This is a genomic window from Caballeronia mineralivorans PML1(12) (assembly GCF_001028175.1).
Taxonomy (GTDB): Bacteria; Pseudomonadota; Gammaproteobacteria; order Burkholderiales; family Burkholderiaceae; genus Caballeronia; species Caballeronia mineralivorans.
The window spans coordinates 18,701-32,125 of sequence record NZ_AEJF01000085.1 but is presented as its reverse complement, the minus strand read 5'-3'; the positions used below and the strand labels follow the sequence as shown (position 1 = coordinate 32,125).

The window sequence follows — 13,425 nt, the reverse complement described above, 5'->3', positions numbered from 1 at the left end:
GAGGTCGTCTTCATGTGCAACCGATGCTGCTCTTCTGTAACGGACGGTAACGAAATCCGTTGCCGCGTGCGATGTCCGATCCAAGTGCGATCACACGCGCGTAGTCAGTGATGCGCGAACAGCGATGGGCTTTGCGCAGGCGCAAAACTCCTTGCCCCCGACTCGTGAGAGTCACCATTGGAAGTAGAGCCATAGGCCGATTTATCCGCATCCGATGATGGCGCTGACTTGCCCTCGTTATTAGCGGTTAGCGGTTGCTGCGAACGGTCTTTTTCGTAGTTGTCGTTTTGCTGAACAACGCGCTCCATCGCTCTGGGTCCATCGGCTTGGGCGGCAAACGACACAGCTGGCAAGATCAGCACTGAGGCGGCGATGACTGCGGACATAAGGTGTTTCATGATGTACTCCCGGACCACTCGTTGTAGGTGAAGCGTTGCGTTAATCGGAGGAACGTCTTCGTACAACCGTTGAGACAAGAGTAGGCGGAAATACTTAAAGAAACCTTAGCCCGTTGGGATGCGTGAAATTCCTGGCGCAAAGGGAATTCCCGGCAACGAGCTGCGTGTCACCACCACGGATAAGCAATTCTTAAGCGAATGCACCTCACACTTGAACGTGGACGCCGACCTTAAAGCCAGCGCTCCAACTTAATAGGCAAATTAGACAAAAACTAACGCGGCTTAGTGGTTCGGACGAAGGAGGGTTTGCTGCGGCCGGCGCGTGGGGCGAACGCAATCTGCAGTTTCGAACCACGGCGTCGACAGCGGCAGGGTAGCGCTCGTCGGCTTTCGACCCACCGGCTTTTAATTAGCGAGGTTTGGGTGAAATCGGTTCGTTCTCAACTATTGATGGGTCTGATCGTGGGCCTGGGTTTGATGAGTATCCTCGCCGGATACGGCATCTTCCAGAGTGCGCGAGAAGAGGCGAACGAACTTTTCGACTACGAGCTCAGGTCGGTGGCTATTTCCCTGCCGCAGTCGGTTGCCGACGCGAAGCTGGCGAACAGCAACTCCGGAGAATTCGAAGGCTTGCAAGACGACCGCGTCGTGATACAGATCTGGGACGAGGCGGGCAATTTGACCTATCACTCCCCGCCGGGCGTAGAACTTCCGCGGCAGGACGCCGGGTTTCAATCGATAGAAATTGGCGAGCGGCACTACCGCGTATTCGGCTTGCAACAGCCCTCGCGATTCGTGCAACTCGGTCAGCCCACGTTCGTGCGCGACGAACTCGCGTTGAAACTCGCGTCCAGAACCTTATGGCCTTTGTTAGCGATTCTTCCGCTGGAAATCGCGCTCGTATTGTTCGTCGTGAAGCGTGCACTCAGGCCCGTCAATACACTTTCCAAATCATTGGCGGCGCGCTCGAGTGAAACGCTGACCGCAATTGAAAAGGACAAAGACCTGCCGATAGAAGTGCAACCGCTGGTTGAGTCGTTGAATCAATTGCTGGTGCGCCTCGACAATACGTTGCGTGTGCAGCGCGTTTTTGTGGCGGACGCGGCGCACGAACTCAGAACACCGTTGACTGCGCTCAAGCTGCAGATACAGGCCGCGCGACAGCACGAAGGACCCGTATATGACGGCGTACTGTTGCGAAAAATGGAGGAGCGGGTGAATCGCGCGATTCACCTGGTGCAGCAACTTCTAGCGCTTGCGCGCGAAGATACCGAGGCAAGCGCGCGCGAGGGGAAAGTGGATATTCAGGAAGTCGCATCGCGGGTTATTGGCGACTTGTCCGTGTTAGCCGAGCAAAAGGGAATCGACCTGGGACTCGATTGCGAGAATGCCTCGCAAGGAGGCGGTGCCGTTCCGGTGTCGGGAGATGAGGCCTCGCTAACGACCCTGGTCACAAACCTTATCGACAATGCTATTCGTTACACCGAACCCGGAGGCCGGGTCGATGTATTGCTCGCCAAGCAAGGAGACGAAGTGTGCCTCGAGGTAATAGACAACGGGCCGGGCATCCCACCGGACGACCTCGGACGGGTTTTGGATCGTTTCTATCGCGCGTCGAATTCCACCGGGCAGGGAAGTGGGCTCGGCTTGGCGATTGCGGCCAAGATAGCGGCAAAACACCGGGCGGGATTCACGTTGCTTAACCGGACCGACAGGACCGGATTGCGAGTCATCGTCACCGGGCTACGCGCGGCTTGATAGGGCAGTGCGTTGCCTTTGCGTCGCCTTTGAGTCGCCGATCATTGAAGAAAACGTCATTGAAAAAAATGCGCGCTCGTGTTTAAGTGCCCGCTGAACGTCGTTTCTCTCGCTCGAACGGAGCGCCGCGCGACGGACCCTGGCCGCCAACGTGAGTTTCAATGAACGCCGTATTCAAGACTTTCCTCGCGCTAATCCGTCTTCCCGGTTATCCCGGCATTTCACTCGCGATGTTCCTGTCCGGCATCGCTTCCTCATTCGCCGTGCCGTACACGTCGCTGTTCGGTGCGACCGAGGCGCATATGACGCCGCTTCGCCTCGGCATCTTCATGACGCTGACCGCGGTGAGCAGCGTGATCGTGAGTACGTATCTCGGACGTATCGCCGATCGCCGGAGCGATAAAAAGCGCATTGTGCTGCTGTCCATCGCGGGATCGGCGCTGGGTTATGCGCTGCTGTGCGTCACGCGTAACTACGTGTTACTGACCATCTTCGGCTGTGTGTTCCTGAGCATCGGCGCGGCGGTGTTCCCGCAGCTTTTTACGTTCGGCAAAGCGAGGCTGCACGCTGAAGGTATCGAACACACCGAATTGCCGATGGCGACCCTGCGCACCACGCTGTCCTGTGCGTGGGTGTTCGGTCCGGCGGTCGGCGCGATCGTGCTGGGCGTGTCGGGGTTTAATGGGCTGTTTTTATCGGCGGCGGGCGCGTTTGCGCTGGCCGGCCTGATCGTGTTGTGCATGCGTGAGCCCAAGACCTACGACACCTACGAGGCCGCCGATAAAACCAGCAGCGAAATCCCGAGCCAAGCGAAAAACGCGCATGTGTACGCGGCGCTGGTGAGTTTTACGCTGATCGGCATGGGCTCGGCGATCGCGACCATCATGCTGCCTGTGCTGATCGTCGATCAGTTGCACGGCACGACCGCGCACGTTGCGCAGATGGTCGGCCTCGGCGCATTCGCCGAAATTCCGATGATGCTCCTGCTCGGCGGCGCGGCCCGGCGCATCAACAAGGCGAACATGATCGCGTTCGCGTCGCTGTCCCACATTGTGTATTTCGCCGGGATCGCGCTCGCGCCGAATCTTTGGGTACTCGTGCCGCTGCAGATCCTCAACGCCGTGGTGGTCGCAGTGACGTCTTGTCTCGGGATGTCATACTTTCAGGAGCTGATGCCCGGCGCGCTGGCCCGCGCGACCACGCTGTTTTTCAACACCATGCGCACGGGTTCCGTGCTCGCAGGTGTTGCATCGGGGTTCGTTGCGGCGACGTGGGGTTATCGCGCGGTGTTCGTTTTCTGCGTGCTGCTGGCGTCGACGGCATCGGTGGTGCTGTTCATTTTTAACTATCAGCGCGGCGCGAAGATGTTCTTCGATCCAGCGGCGGAGCCGGGCGTTCCAGGCAGCGCGGTTGCCGTTATCGACGTTACGGAAACCGCGCCATAACCCGGGTTGGTAGCAAGACTATTAAACCGGATGCCCGTCCGGCGGCGCGTCGGGATGCTGCGGTTCCTCTGGCCGATGGCCCGGCGACGGCGGCGACAACGGGTCCGCTTCAGGATCACGGTTCGGGTCGGCAAGCGGGTCGGGAATGGGATTGCTCTGCATGTCGTATTTCATGTACTGGATGTTGTTCACGTGGTTCATGACTCGCCTCCGTGTATTTGCAGTCGAACGCTTATGTCACGTACTTCAGCATAGGCGTATGCGGGCTGAAAGACAGGCCCGGAAAAACGCGTCTTTCACGTCATACCCGGCGGGCGCCATGCGGGCCACGGTTCGCGCGTGAGGGCTTGCGTTTTCCCGTTCGAAGAGAATTAAAAGAATGCCGCGTTCAAGCACGGCACACGCGCATAAAAAATGAAAACCGCCGGCCCGCGAATGCGGAGCGGCGGCTTTCATTTTTGTTTCCGCGCGATTTTCATACGACGGGCGCTAAGGGGCTCGATTACGCCCAGCGGCCGGTCAACGCGCCGCGATCAGGATTCCGCGGCTTCCTGGCCTTCGGCCTGCGGTTTGAACGCATCGGCGCGACGACGAATTTCTTCCGCTTCCACAGTCACGAACGTCCGGTTGTCGGCGGCGAGGGCGTTCTGATACGAAACGCCTTCCGGCACGCGATGCAGCAGCGCGCGCAGTTCGCCCTGGGTGGTCTGTTCGACGGGTTCGTAGTTGTAGAGCCGCAGCGTGAGTTCCGCGCGCTCGTGCAGCAGGAACAGGCACGCCGCGAACACCGCGACGCCGACCACTTCCTGCGCACCGAAACTGAAGTCGTTGGGAATGGACGAGAACGGCAGCACGGCGACGGCGATCACGCCAACGATAGCCAGCGCGATGGTCGCGTAGAGGAAAAACTGCGCACGGCCGACGATGCCGTCATGTTCCGCCTTGAGTTGCCCGGCGGATCTCGGGACGAGCGCCGCGTGGCCTTGTTTTTGTTGACGTTGCTGGAGTGCTGAAAGCGGAAGGGCGGCCATGGAGTCGGTTGCCTTGAAATCGTCGCCAGGATTGGCGCTGTCCACGGGTTAACGCCAGGCTTTCAGGAAAGTTGACTCAGGTTACGTGTTGTTTCAGTTGGGTCTCTAAATGTTTCAGCCTTGCGCCGGACCATCGTGCGGGCAACAAGAGCATCGTTTAGTGCAACTGCAAGTCCTCCGGCGAATCCACATCGCGGAGAATATTCGCATCGTCTACGTCGATACGCTCCACTGCCTCGGACATGAACAGCGTCCGCGCGCCGGCATCGCCGTCGAGCGCGCTGAGCGTTTCCAGATGCATGGCGCTGAACCCCGCAGGATGCCCTCGCTGCCCGCGATAAAACGGCGCCACGATCGACGCACCCCCATCCAGCGACCGCGCCACGGCTTCCATGGTCTGCGACTTGATCCACGGCATGTCGCCAAGCGTCACCAGCCAGCCCTCCGCGTCATGCGTCGCGCGCACCGCTGCGGCGAGCGTCGCGCCCATGCCGCGTTCGGCATCGATGGAAAACATCACATCGCAGCCCGCTTCGTTCAATACCTCCGCAAGTTTCTCCGACCCCGGCCTCACCACCGCGACCACTCGCGACACTGCCGACAGCAATCGGCGCGCGGACTGAAACACCACCGGGGTGCCGTCGGGAAGCGTAGCGAGAAGTTTGTTGTGAAGTCCGCTCGGATCGAAGCGGGAACCGTAACCGGCTGCGAGCAGAATGCCGGTCGCGCTCGATGAATAACTCATGGCCGGCTATCCGATAGTAAGAAGCGTCGATTTTGACAAGCCGCAGGGTACGCCGCAAGCACGAAAAAAACCGCGTGGCGAGCAATATGAACGCAGTCATGCGGTTTTTTCGAGCAACAAATCATCAGACTGTTGTTTTCGGCAGCACCTTGTCGAGCGTGATGGGCAGGTCGGCATCGACGTGAAGATTCGTGAACACCGCGCCGAACAAATGAAACGCAAACTGCCTCCTCACGGTGGCAGTTTTTAAACCGAAAGCTTAGCCTTGGGCGTTGCTTACAAATCGCTCGGGTACGGGGCCTTGAGCCACTTTGTCGAAAGCTTGTTCAACGTGCCATCGTTCTTCGCTTTCAACACAGCCGCATCGACTTCCTTCAGCAAGCGCGCTTCGCCCTTGTTCACGGCAACATGATCCGGGGAACTAAAAAGCTGGAATTTCTGTTCGGGTGCGATCGGCGGATTACGCGCGATGATCGTTGCGCCCACGTCGTTACCCACCACCATCAACTGAACCTGCCCGGACAGAAACGCGGAAATGGCGCCATTGGGGTCATCGAAACGCTTGATCGTCGCGTCCGGCGGTGCGACCTTCGTTACGCTCAGATCTTCCAGGGTGCCGCGTGCAACCGATATCGTCTTGCCCGCCAGGTCCTTTTCGCTCTTCACCGGCAATGCCTTCGGCCCGAATACCGCGAGATAGTACGGCGCGTACGGCCGCGAAAAATCGAGAATTTTCTCCCGCTCCGGCGTCTGGCCCACGCTCAGCAGCACGTCGGCCTTGCCGGTCGCGAGATAAGCCATGCGGTTCTCGCCGGTGATCGGCACGAGGTCGACCTTGACCTTCATCGTCTTGGCCAGATAGTCGGCCATTTCGATGTCATAACCCTGCGGCTTCATGTCCGGACCGATCGAGCCGAACGGCGGATAGTCCATGAACACGCCAACCCGGATCACGCCGTTTTTCTGCACGGTATCGAGGGCGTCCGCGTGCGCGAAAGTAGTCGTGGCCGCTAACGGCACGGCGAAAGCGGCGGCCACGAAGAGGCGCCGGGCAAGGCGGGAAAGATGAGTCGTCATGATGGTGGCCTTGAGCAGAAAAGTCGGAGAGCGGGTATTCGATCTCCCGGAGCGCTACGTGACCGTACGCGTGAAAGCACTCTAGGGAGGCCAAAAACCCGCAACAATCGAAATATCCTCATGCCGGCCATGATCGGCGTGCATGGCTAGCGCACGGCGGTTTATTGGGTGGGTGGGAGGTGGGCCAATCGTTTGCCATGCGCGACGCTGATCGGGCGGAGCGTGCCGCTCATGGCTCATGGCTCGGGGCACGGAAGCGAAAAGACGGGAGGCGCGGATTGCCTTTATCAACACCGCCGTGGGTCGCGTGGCCACCTGAATCCGCTACTTGACCAGCGCCAGCGCGTCCCTGAACCGCGGATGCCGGCAGCTTCCCAGCCAGCCGAAGATCGTGCTTTCAGTGGTAGTGGGGAGCGCGCCTTCGCGCTGCGCTCTCGCGAGCGCAATTGCCTTATTCTCCGGCGCGCGTGAACCAACTGCATCGGCGATCAGTTCCACCGTATAGCCTAGCCTCAGCAAGCCGGTCACGGTCAGCAGCACGCAGACGTGCGCTTCGCAACCGGCCACGAACAGCACCGTCTCCTTCGACGGCAACGCTGCCACAAAGTCCGGGCACAGCGTTGCGTCGAATGTATCCTTCTCGATCACACGATGCCGCTCGCCAATCAAGCCATCGACGCTCGGACCCAGCCCACGCGGATTCTGCTCGGTGACAAGCACCGGGATATCGAGCAGATCGGCCGCTTTGACAAGCGCAGCGCAACGCTTCAGCACGGCCGGGCCGTTATCGATATGCAGCATCAATTTCGCCTGCATATCGATGATGACAAGCACAGGATCAGGCTTCACTTTCCATGATCCGGTCGATCAGCCGGGCGTTTTCACCCGCCGATCCAATGCCTTCGTGTTTCGCCATCGGGATGAAAAAATGCGTTTTCACGTTCTGCAGGTTTGCACGATCCAGCCACTCCGACAAATGCCGGGTGAGCCTCTGAGCGGGCACATCGAGTTCGCGGCGCAATGCGGGCGGCAACTGTACAAGATATCGCGCCTCGGTCTGATACGGCTCGGGGGCGACGCACAATGCATCGGGACGACCGTCGGAATCGGCGGGCAACCGCTCCAACGCCTCGCGCAGCAAGGCAACGCCCAGACCCTGGCCGCGCCATGGTTTCCTCACTTCCCACATGCTGATATACACCACCCGATACGCGTTGAACACGCTGCACAGGCGCTCAGGCCCGAGCGCTTCGGTTGCTGCCAGCGCAAGGGAAAGCATCTCGCCGGAGTAGGTATCGAGGACATACACGAGGTCCGCGCTGCTCTGGAGGGGCGGCACCTTCACGAGTTTCAACTCGAGCGCCGCCGCGACGATGTCCGTGCCCGCTTCATGAAACACGGCGAACGCGGTGCCGAGCCGTTCATCGTCGACCTGGGGATATTCATGTCGATACGTCATGGTCAGCAGGAACGGGCCGATCTTTTCCCGATAGGCCAACGGCTTGTCGACGTCGTAATCGCTCGTGCCTTCCAGCCCGTACGGGTCGTAGTCCTGTTTCACCGATGCAGGCGCCAACGCTGCGGCAGTTTTCAACGCCACCGCCGGCCGTCGCGATTTAGGCACGAGGTCCTCCGGCAAGCCTTCCCAGCTCAAGCGCAGAAATTCGCGTCCGCCGCGATAGTGCGTTTCGAATAGCGACGCGACCGGCGCAGTTTCGAACGGCGCAAGAATGCGCTCGGCGGATTCGAGCGCGCGATCCATCAATTGATCGGCTTCAGCGGGATCGGGCACATGCCGCGTGCCGTCGTCCGCCGCGCCTCCCGCCGCCGCGTGCTGCTGGCGCGCGAGTTCGAGCCATTCGTCGGCGGCGCGTTCGGCGAGAAATCCCGCCGCGATCTGATAACCGGACAGCACGATCGACTTGCCGGTGTCTCCGAGCGGGAACACGTACTCGTCGGTCATGACATCCGCGACGTGCACGTTTTTGTAATCTGGGCGCGGCGACGGCGCGTTCGCGGCGGCGTCAAAACGTTCATGCGACAGCACGTGGGCCGCGAGATCGGTGGCGCCCGGCGCTGCGTGTGGCCCGGTCGCCGTGGTAACCGCGGTGGCGCCGGTAGGGAGCAGAGCCAGCAGGGATACGTGCTTCATGAGTGGCATCTCCGTCTCGTGGGGGTGTCATCGTAGCAAAACCACGCTACTTACACTTTTTAGAATCGATGCGGCGCGCGGGTTGCTACCACGCGAATTGCCACTACGATTGCTACAAGGCTGTGCTTCGTCCAATAGATAACAGATACCAGATTATAGGGAGGTCGCGATGAACGACAGTAATCAGGAAACCCTCGATGAAACCCGTCATGAAGGTGGCTGCGCGTGCGGTGCATGGCGCTTTACGGCGTCGGCGGCGCCGGATCGCGTCGGCCTTTGTCATTGCATGACGTGCCGCAAGGTGCACGGTTCGGCGTTTGGTGCGTACGCGGTCTATTTGGAGGAGCAGGTCACCATGTCGGGCGCGACCAAGGCCTGGCAGAGTTCCGCCGATGCCCGGCGCCACTTCTGCCCGGTATGTGGATCGGTGGCCTACATCGCGTACGTCAACAATGACGAAATCGACCTGCCGATCGGCGCATTTGATGAAACCGGTTTCCTCAATCCGACCTACGAACTCTGGTGCATTCGCCGTGAGCCGTGGTTGTCCGGCGACGGCCGGCGGGAATATCCGGAAGACCGGTCCTGACGAGCGCGCGGGGTCGCTGCATGAATACGCCTTTTTTCACCATCGGCCATTCGACCCGTCCGCTCCCGGAATTTACCGACCTGCTGAGAGAAAGCGAGATCGGCGTCCTCGTCGATGTCCGCAGCGCTGCGCGATCGTGTGCTCGGAAGCGGTGTGGTGGCGGTGCCATCGGCGGATCGTGGCGGATTATCTGCTCGCGCGACGAGACCGTGCTGCACATCATGGGTGCACATCAGGTCAGGCCCGCGACGCTCACGCCGCAAGCCGATGGCACCGTGATCTACCCTGGACCGGACGCGAAGGCGGGGGCGACGCCGAATTGACAGCCTCGTCCGAACCGTTGCATAAGCAGAAAAGCAATCGTTTGCTTGTGCTGGAACTGCGAACGTCGCGACGTGTCGGATAACAGGCTGATGCAAGCAGAGATCACCTGGAATCGAGGGAATCGCTTGAAACTCATCTCGAACTCCGAATCCACGCGACACGAATTTTCCCGTACCAGCAAGGAGCACGAATCCATGAGCAAACTCCCCACCCATCCGCTACCCGGCAGCGACAAGTCGCAACCCGAAGGCGCCCGTTGCCTTGGGGCATGCAATCCGGACGAAAAAATCGAAGTGGTGGTGATGCTTCGGCGGCAAAACGAGGACGCATTCCGCCAGTTGATGGAGAAGATCAACGCAGGCGCCGCCGACGCCGTGCCCGTCTCGCGCGAGGAATTCGGCAAGCGCTTCGGGGCATCGGAAGCGGATGTGGCCAAGATCGAAGCCTTCGCGAAGACGCACAGATTAGACGTGGTACGCGCCGACGCCGGCTCGCGCAGTGTGGTGCTGTCCGGAACCATCGCCCAGTTCAGCGCAGCCTTCGGCGTCAAGCTGGAGCGCTTCGAACATCACGCGGTCGGCGAGTATCGCGGGCGAACGGGGCCGGTGAACGTGCCGGAGGACATGAAGGACGCGGTGACGGCCGTGCTGGGTCTCGATAGCCGCCCGCAGGCGCGGCCGCATTTTCGCTTCCGGCCGCCATTCAAGACGGCGCGCAGCGGGTCGAGCACGTCGTACACGCCGCTCGATCTGGCGCGGCTCTACGACTTCCCCGACGGCGACGGCAGTGGCCAGTGCGTCGGCATTATCGAATTGGGCGGGGGGTATAACGAAAGCGACCTGAGCGCGTATTTTTCGCAACTGGGCGTGGCCGAGCCGGAGGTGATCGCCGTCGGCGTCGACCAGGCTAACAACGCGCCTACCGGCAACCCGAACGGGCCGGATGGCGAAGTGACGCTGGACATCGAGATTGTCGGTGCGATCGTGCCGGGCGCGCGCATCGCCGTGTATTTCACGAGGAACAGCGACGCGGGTTTTATCGACGCCGTGAACCGCGCAATCCACGACGACACCAACAAACCGTCGGTCATCTCGATCAGCTGGGGTGGCCCGGAAACCAACTGGACGTCGCAGTCGCAAACTGCGTTCAACGAAGTGCTGCAATCCGCCGCGGCACTGGGCGTGACCGTGTGCGCGGCCTCCGGTGACAGCGGTTCCGACGACGGCGCCGCGGACGGCCTCGACCACGTCGACTTTCCGGCCTCGAGCCCGTACGTGCTGGCGTGCGGTGGAACGCAACTGAGGGCAACGGCCAAGGGGATTGGCAGCGAAGTGGTGTGGAACGACGGCGACCAGGGCGGTGCAGGCGGTGGCGGAGTGAGTGCTGCGTTTGCGCTGCCCGTGTGGCAGAAAGGCTTGAGCGTGACGCGTGTCAATGGAGCGAAGTCGGTGCTGACTAAACGCGGCGTGCCCGATGTCGCCGGCGACGCGTCACCGCTCACCGGCTACGATGTGATCATCGGCGGGACGCAGACCGTAGTGGGCGGCACGAGCGCGGTCGCGCCGCTATGGGCAGGGCTTGTTGCCCGGATCAACGCGGCTGCGGGCAAGCCGGCGGGTTTTCTCAACCCGAAGCTGTACGGCGCGAAGACCGCGGGCCACGACATCACGCAGGGAAACAACGGCAGCTTCGAGGCAACAGTCGGATGGGATGCCTGCACCGGACTGGGTAGCCCGGACGGCGCGAAAGTGGCGGCGGCGCTGAAGTAGCGGTTTTAGTGGATTAGTTGAGTTTTGGTAGTGCTTTGACGATGGGCCAGGCAAGAACTCCAACAACACCGGCAAGGGAACAATCATGACGAACTCCAGTTCAGCGGCAAAAACTTCAACCACGCCGGATCAGCCTTACTTCGATCCCACCCCTTATGGCAACGGTCCCGACGATTCCATCGACGCCACCCTGACCGACGAAAATGCAGCCATCACGCATCACTCGGCGGTCATTGGCGGCAAGAAGATCGACTACACGGCGACCGCCGGCCATCTGGTGATCGTCGATCCGAGCAGTTCCAAGCCCGAGGCAAAGCTGTTCTACGTTGCGTTCACGCAGGACAATCAGACGGAAGAATCGCGTCCGGTCACGTTTTTCTATAACGGCGGGCCGGGGTCGTCAGCGGTATTCGTGCTGCTCGGGTCCTACGCGCCGAGACGCATCAAGACCTCCACTCCCGACTTCACGCCGCCCGCGCCGTACCAAATGGAGGACAACCCGGACAGCCTGCTGGACAAGAGCGATCTCGTGTTCATTAACCCGGTCGGCACGGGTTATTCGGCAGCCATTGCGCCGAACAAGAACCGCAATTTCTGGGGCGTCGACCAGGACGCGAACTCCATCAAGCAATTCATCAAGCGCTTCCTGACGAAGAACAACCGCTGGAATTCGCCGAAGTTCCTGTACGGCGAGTCGTACGGCACGGCGCGCAGTTGCGTGCTTGCGTACCTCTTGCACGAGGACGGCGTGGACCTGAACGGCATCACGCTGCAGTCGTCGATTCTCGACTACACCCAATCCGGCAATCCGGTGGGGGCATTGCCGACCGCCGCCGCCGATGCGTGGTTTCATCGCAAGCTGGGTGTGCATCCGCGCCCCACGGATCTGCTGGCTTTCTCGGAAGAAGTGGCGCAGTTTGCGCGCACGGATTACATCGCGGCATTGCGTAAATTCCCGCAGACCGACAACGACACCGTGGAGAAGCTCTCCGAATACACGGGCATCGACAAAGCTACGCTGATTGCGTGGAGCCTGGACATGGCCTCTTACGACAGCCGCGGCAACTCGCTGTTTCTCACCACGCTGCTGAAGTCGAAAGGCGTGGCGCTAGGTTCGTATGACGGTCGCGTGACAGCCATTTCAACGGGTATCGCGGGCAAGATCGATCCGAATTCCGGCGGCAACGATCCCACCATGACGGCCGTGACCGGCGTGTACACCGCCATGTGGAATCAGTACCTGAACGAGCAGTTGAAGTTCACATCAACGTCGTCGTTTACGGATCTCAACGACCAGGCTTTTCTCAACTGGGATTTTCATCATAAGGACCCGACAGGCGCTGAAAAGGGCATGGACGACAAGGGCAACATCATTCTCTATACAGCCGGCGACCTGGCTGCGGTGATGGCGCTCAACATTGACCTGAAGGTGCTGTCAGCGAATGGTTACTACGACTTCGTGACGCCGTTCTACCAGACGGTGCTGGACCTCCAGCAAATGCCGCTCATCGATAAAACCGTGCGCGAGAATTTATCGGCGAAGTTCTATCCGTCGGGCCACATGATCTATCTGGACGGCGGTTCGCGCACGCAATTGAAGGCGGATCTCGCGACGATGTATGAAGCTGCCACGAGCAATCACGAAGCCATGGGGCGGATACGCGCGCTGCAGCAACGCAAGAAAGCATAGCGGTTGTTTGAGGGCTATCGGCGGGAACGCAAGTTGCGATTGGAACACGAGCAGCATGATGAACGCGCATCCGGACGGCGGCGCGACTCCACGGAGGATGACATGGTCAACACAGCATTGTGGGTCCGGCTGGAAGCAAAAGCCGGCAAGGAGAAAGATGTCGAGGCGTTTCTATTAGGCGGCCTGGAGCTGGTCGAACAAGAGCCTGCAACAACTGCATGGTTCGCGCTGCAGCTGAACCCGACCACGTTCGGAATCTTCGATGCCTTCCCCGACGAAGCCGGTCGCGACGCGCATCTTGCCGGCAAGGTTGCCGAGGCGCTGATGGCGAAGGCAGGCGAACTGTTCGCTTCGCCGCCGCAGATCGTGAAGGTCGATGTACTGGCGTCGAAGCTGCCGGGCTAAGCTCGCATTCGACTTGCTGCGGCGTTCAGGATCACGCCGCAG

Annotated in this window: 14 protein-coding genes and 1 pseudogene; 8 read left to right on the top strand and 7 right to left on the bottom strand. The window is 60.5% G+C overall.

Annotation, left to right across the window (positions count from 1 at the left end; translation table 11 throughout):
- Window positions 1–104: 104 nt before the first annotated feature.
- Window positions 105–386: a hypothetical protein gene (locus EOS_RS12765; RefSeq protein WP_047847008.1), complete on the bottom strand. Its 282-nt coding sequence runs from the start codon at window positions 384–386 to the stop codon at window positions 105–107.
- A gap of 435 nt (window positions 387–821) precedes the next feature.
- Between EOS_RS12765 and EOS_RS12760 the strand changes: the two genes are divergently transcribed.
- Both EOS_RS12760 and EOS_RS12755 read left to right on the top strand, forming a co-directional pair.
- On the top strand, window positions 822–2,156 hold the full coding sequence (locus EOS_RS12760; RefSeq protein ID WP_047847007.1) for an ATP-binding protein: 1,335 nt from the start codon (window positions 822–824) through the stop codon (window positions 2,154–2,156).
- Between the two features lie 161 nt (window positions 2,157–2,317).
- Window positions 2,318–3,601 (top strand): sugar efflux transporter, encoded by a 1,284-nt coding sequence (locus EOS_RS12755; protein WP_053063861.1) that lies wholly within the window; start codon window positions 2,318–2,320, stop codon window positions 3,599–3,601.
- A 21-nt stretch (window positions 3,602–3,622) separates the two neighbouring features.
- On the opposite strand, the gene EOS_RS12750 is transcribed toward EOS_RS12755, so the two are convergent.
- The 3 genes from EOS_RS12750 to EOS_RS12740 form a co-directional block, all read right to left on the bottom strand.
- Complete coding sequence (locus tag EOS_RS12750; protein ID WP_047847006.1) at window positions 3,623–3,802, bottom strand: hypothetical protein; 180 nt, start codon at window positions 3,800–3,802, stop codon at window positions 3,623–3,625.
- Between the two features lie 332 nt (window positions 3,803–4,134).
- Window positions 4,135–4,677, bottom strand: a complete 543-nt coding sequence (locus EOS_RS12745) for a hypothetical protein (protein ID WP_235442796.1) — start codon at window positions 4,675–4,677, stop codon at window positions 4,135–4,137.
- Window positions 4,678–4,789: 112 nt separating this feature from the next.
- Window positions 4,790–5,377 (bottom strand): nucleotidyltransferase family protein, encoded by a 588-nt coding sequence (locus EOS_RS12740; protein WP_047847005.1) that lies wholly within the window; start codon window positions 5,375–5,377, stop codon window positions 4,790–4,792.
- Between EOS_RS12740 and EOS_RS12735 the strand changes: the two genes are divergently transcribed.
- Window positions 5,376–5,627 (top strand): hypothetical protein, encoded by a 252-nt coding sequence (locus EOS_RS12735; RefSeq protein ID WP_047847004.1) that lies wholly within the window; start codon window positions 5,376–5,378, stop codon window positions 5,625–5,627. The genes EOS_RS12740 and EOS_RS12735 overlap by 2 nt on opposite strands.
- 26 nt (window positions 5,628–5,653) lie before the next feature.
- Here EOS_RS12735 and EOS_RS12730 read toward each other — a convergent pair whose 3' ends face one another.
- The 3 genes from EOS_RS12730 to EOS_RS12720 all read right to left on the bottom strand — a co-directional run bounded on the left by EOS_RS12730 (window position 5,654) and on the right by EOS_RS12720 (window position 8,606).
- Complete coding sequence (locus EOS_RS12730) at window positions 5,654–6,454, bottom strand: transporter substrate-binding domain-containing protein (protein WP_047847003.1); 801 nt, start codon at window positions 6,452–6,454, stop codon at window positions 5,654–5,656.
- Window positions 6,455–6,778: 324 nt separating this feature from the next.
- On the bottom strand, window positions 6,779–7,303 hold the full coding sequence (locus EOS_RS12725; RefSeq protein ID WP_235442795.1) for an isochorismatase family protein: 525 nt from the start codon (window positions 7,301–7,303) through the stop codon (window positions 6,779–6,781).
- Entirely contained in the window at window positions 7,293–8,606 is a 1,314-nt protein-coding gene (locus EOS_RS12720; protein ID WP_235442794.1) for an inositol monophosphatase, read from the bottom strand. Before EOS_RS12720 ends, EOS_RS12725 begins: the two co-directional genes overlap by 11 nt.
- 169 nt (window positions 8,607–8,775) lie before the next feature.
- Here EOS_RS12720 and EOS_RS12715 point away from each other — a divergent pair, with 169 nt between their 5' ends.
- The 5 genes and pseudogenes from EOS_RS12715 (at window position 8,776) to EOS_RS12695 (ending at window position 13,383) form a co-directional block, all read left to right on the top strand.
- Complete coding sequence (locus EOS_RS12715; protein WP_047847002.1) at window positions 8,776–9,195, top strand: GFA family protein; 420 nt, start codon at window positions 8,776–8,778, stop codon at window positions 9,193–9,195.
- Window positions 9,196–9,316: 121 nt separating this feature from the next.
- Window positions 9,317–9,518, top strand: a pseudogene (locus EOS_RS48025) (DUF488 family protein); the annotation flags it as partial.
- 195 nt (window positions 9,519–9,713) lie between these two features.
- The gene (locus EOS_RS12705) at window positions 9,714–11,288 is read left to right on the top strand and encodes a S53 family peptidase (protein ID WP_047847103.1); all 1,575 of its coding nucleotides are present in this window, start codon (window positions 9,714–9,716) and stop codon (window positions 11,286–11,288) included.
- Window positions 11,289–11,373: 85 nt separating this feature from the next.
- Window positions 11,374–12,978, top strand: coding sequence for a S10 family peptidase (locus EOS_RS12700; RefSeq protein ID WP_047847001.1), 1,605 nt, complete (start codon window positions 11,374–11,376; stop codon window positions 12,976–12,978).
- A 102-nt stretch (window positions 12,979–13,080) separates the two neighbouring features.
- Window positions 13,081–13,383 carry a putative quinol monooxygenase gene (locus EOS_RS12695; RefSeq protein WP_047847102.1) on the top strand — a complete coding sequence of 101 codons (303 nt, stop codon included), beginning with the start codon at window positions 13,081–13,083 and terminating at the stop codon, window positions 13,381–13,383.
- Window positions 13,384–13,425 lie beyond the last annotated feature (42 nt).

Coding starts and splice junctions, on each gene's coding strand:
- EOS_RS12765 (WP_047847008.1), bottom strand. CDS start 386: ATGTCCGCAGTCATCGCCGCCTCAGTGCTGATCTTGCCAGCTGTGTCG.
- EOS_RS12755 (WP_053063861.1), top strand. CDS start 2,318: ATGAACGCCGTATTCAAGACTTTCCTCGCGCTAATCCGTCTTCCCGGT.
- EOS_RS12750 (WP_047847006.1), bottom strand. CDS start 3,802: ATGAACCACGTGAACAACATCCAGTACATGAAATACGACATGCAGAGC.
- EOS_RS12735 (WP_047847004.1), top strand. CDS start 5,376: ATGGCCGGCTATCCGATAGTAAGAAGCGTCGATTTTGACAAGCCGCAG.
- EOS_RS12740 (WP_047847005.1), bottom strand. CDS start 5,377: ATGAGTTATTCATCGAGCGCGACCGGCATTCTGCTCGCAGCCGGTTAC.
- EOS_RS12730 (WP_047847003.1), bottom strand. CDS start 6,454: ATGACGACTCATCTTTCCCGCCTTGCCCGGCGCCTCTTCGTGGCCGCC.
- EOS_RS12720 (WP_235442794.1), bottom strand. CDS start 8,606: ATGAAGCACGTATCCCTGCTGGCTCTGCTCCCTACCGGCGCCACCGCG.
- EOS_RS12715 (WP_047847002.1), top strand. CDS start 8,776: ATGAACGACAGTAATCAGGAAACCCTCGATGAAACCCGTCATGAAGGT.
- EOS_RS12705 (WP_047847103.1), top strand. CDS start 9,714: ATGAGCAAACTCCCCACCCATCCGCTACCCGGCAGCGACAAGTCGCAA.
- EOS_RS12700 (WP_047847001.1), top strand. CDS start 11,374: ATGACGAACTCCAGTTCAGCGGCAAAAACTTCAACCACGCCGGATCAG.
- EOS_RS12695 (WP_047847102.1), top strand. CDS start 13,081: ATGGTCAACACAGCATTGTGGGTCCGGCTGGAAGCAAAAGCCGGCAAG.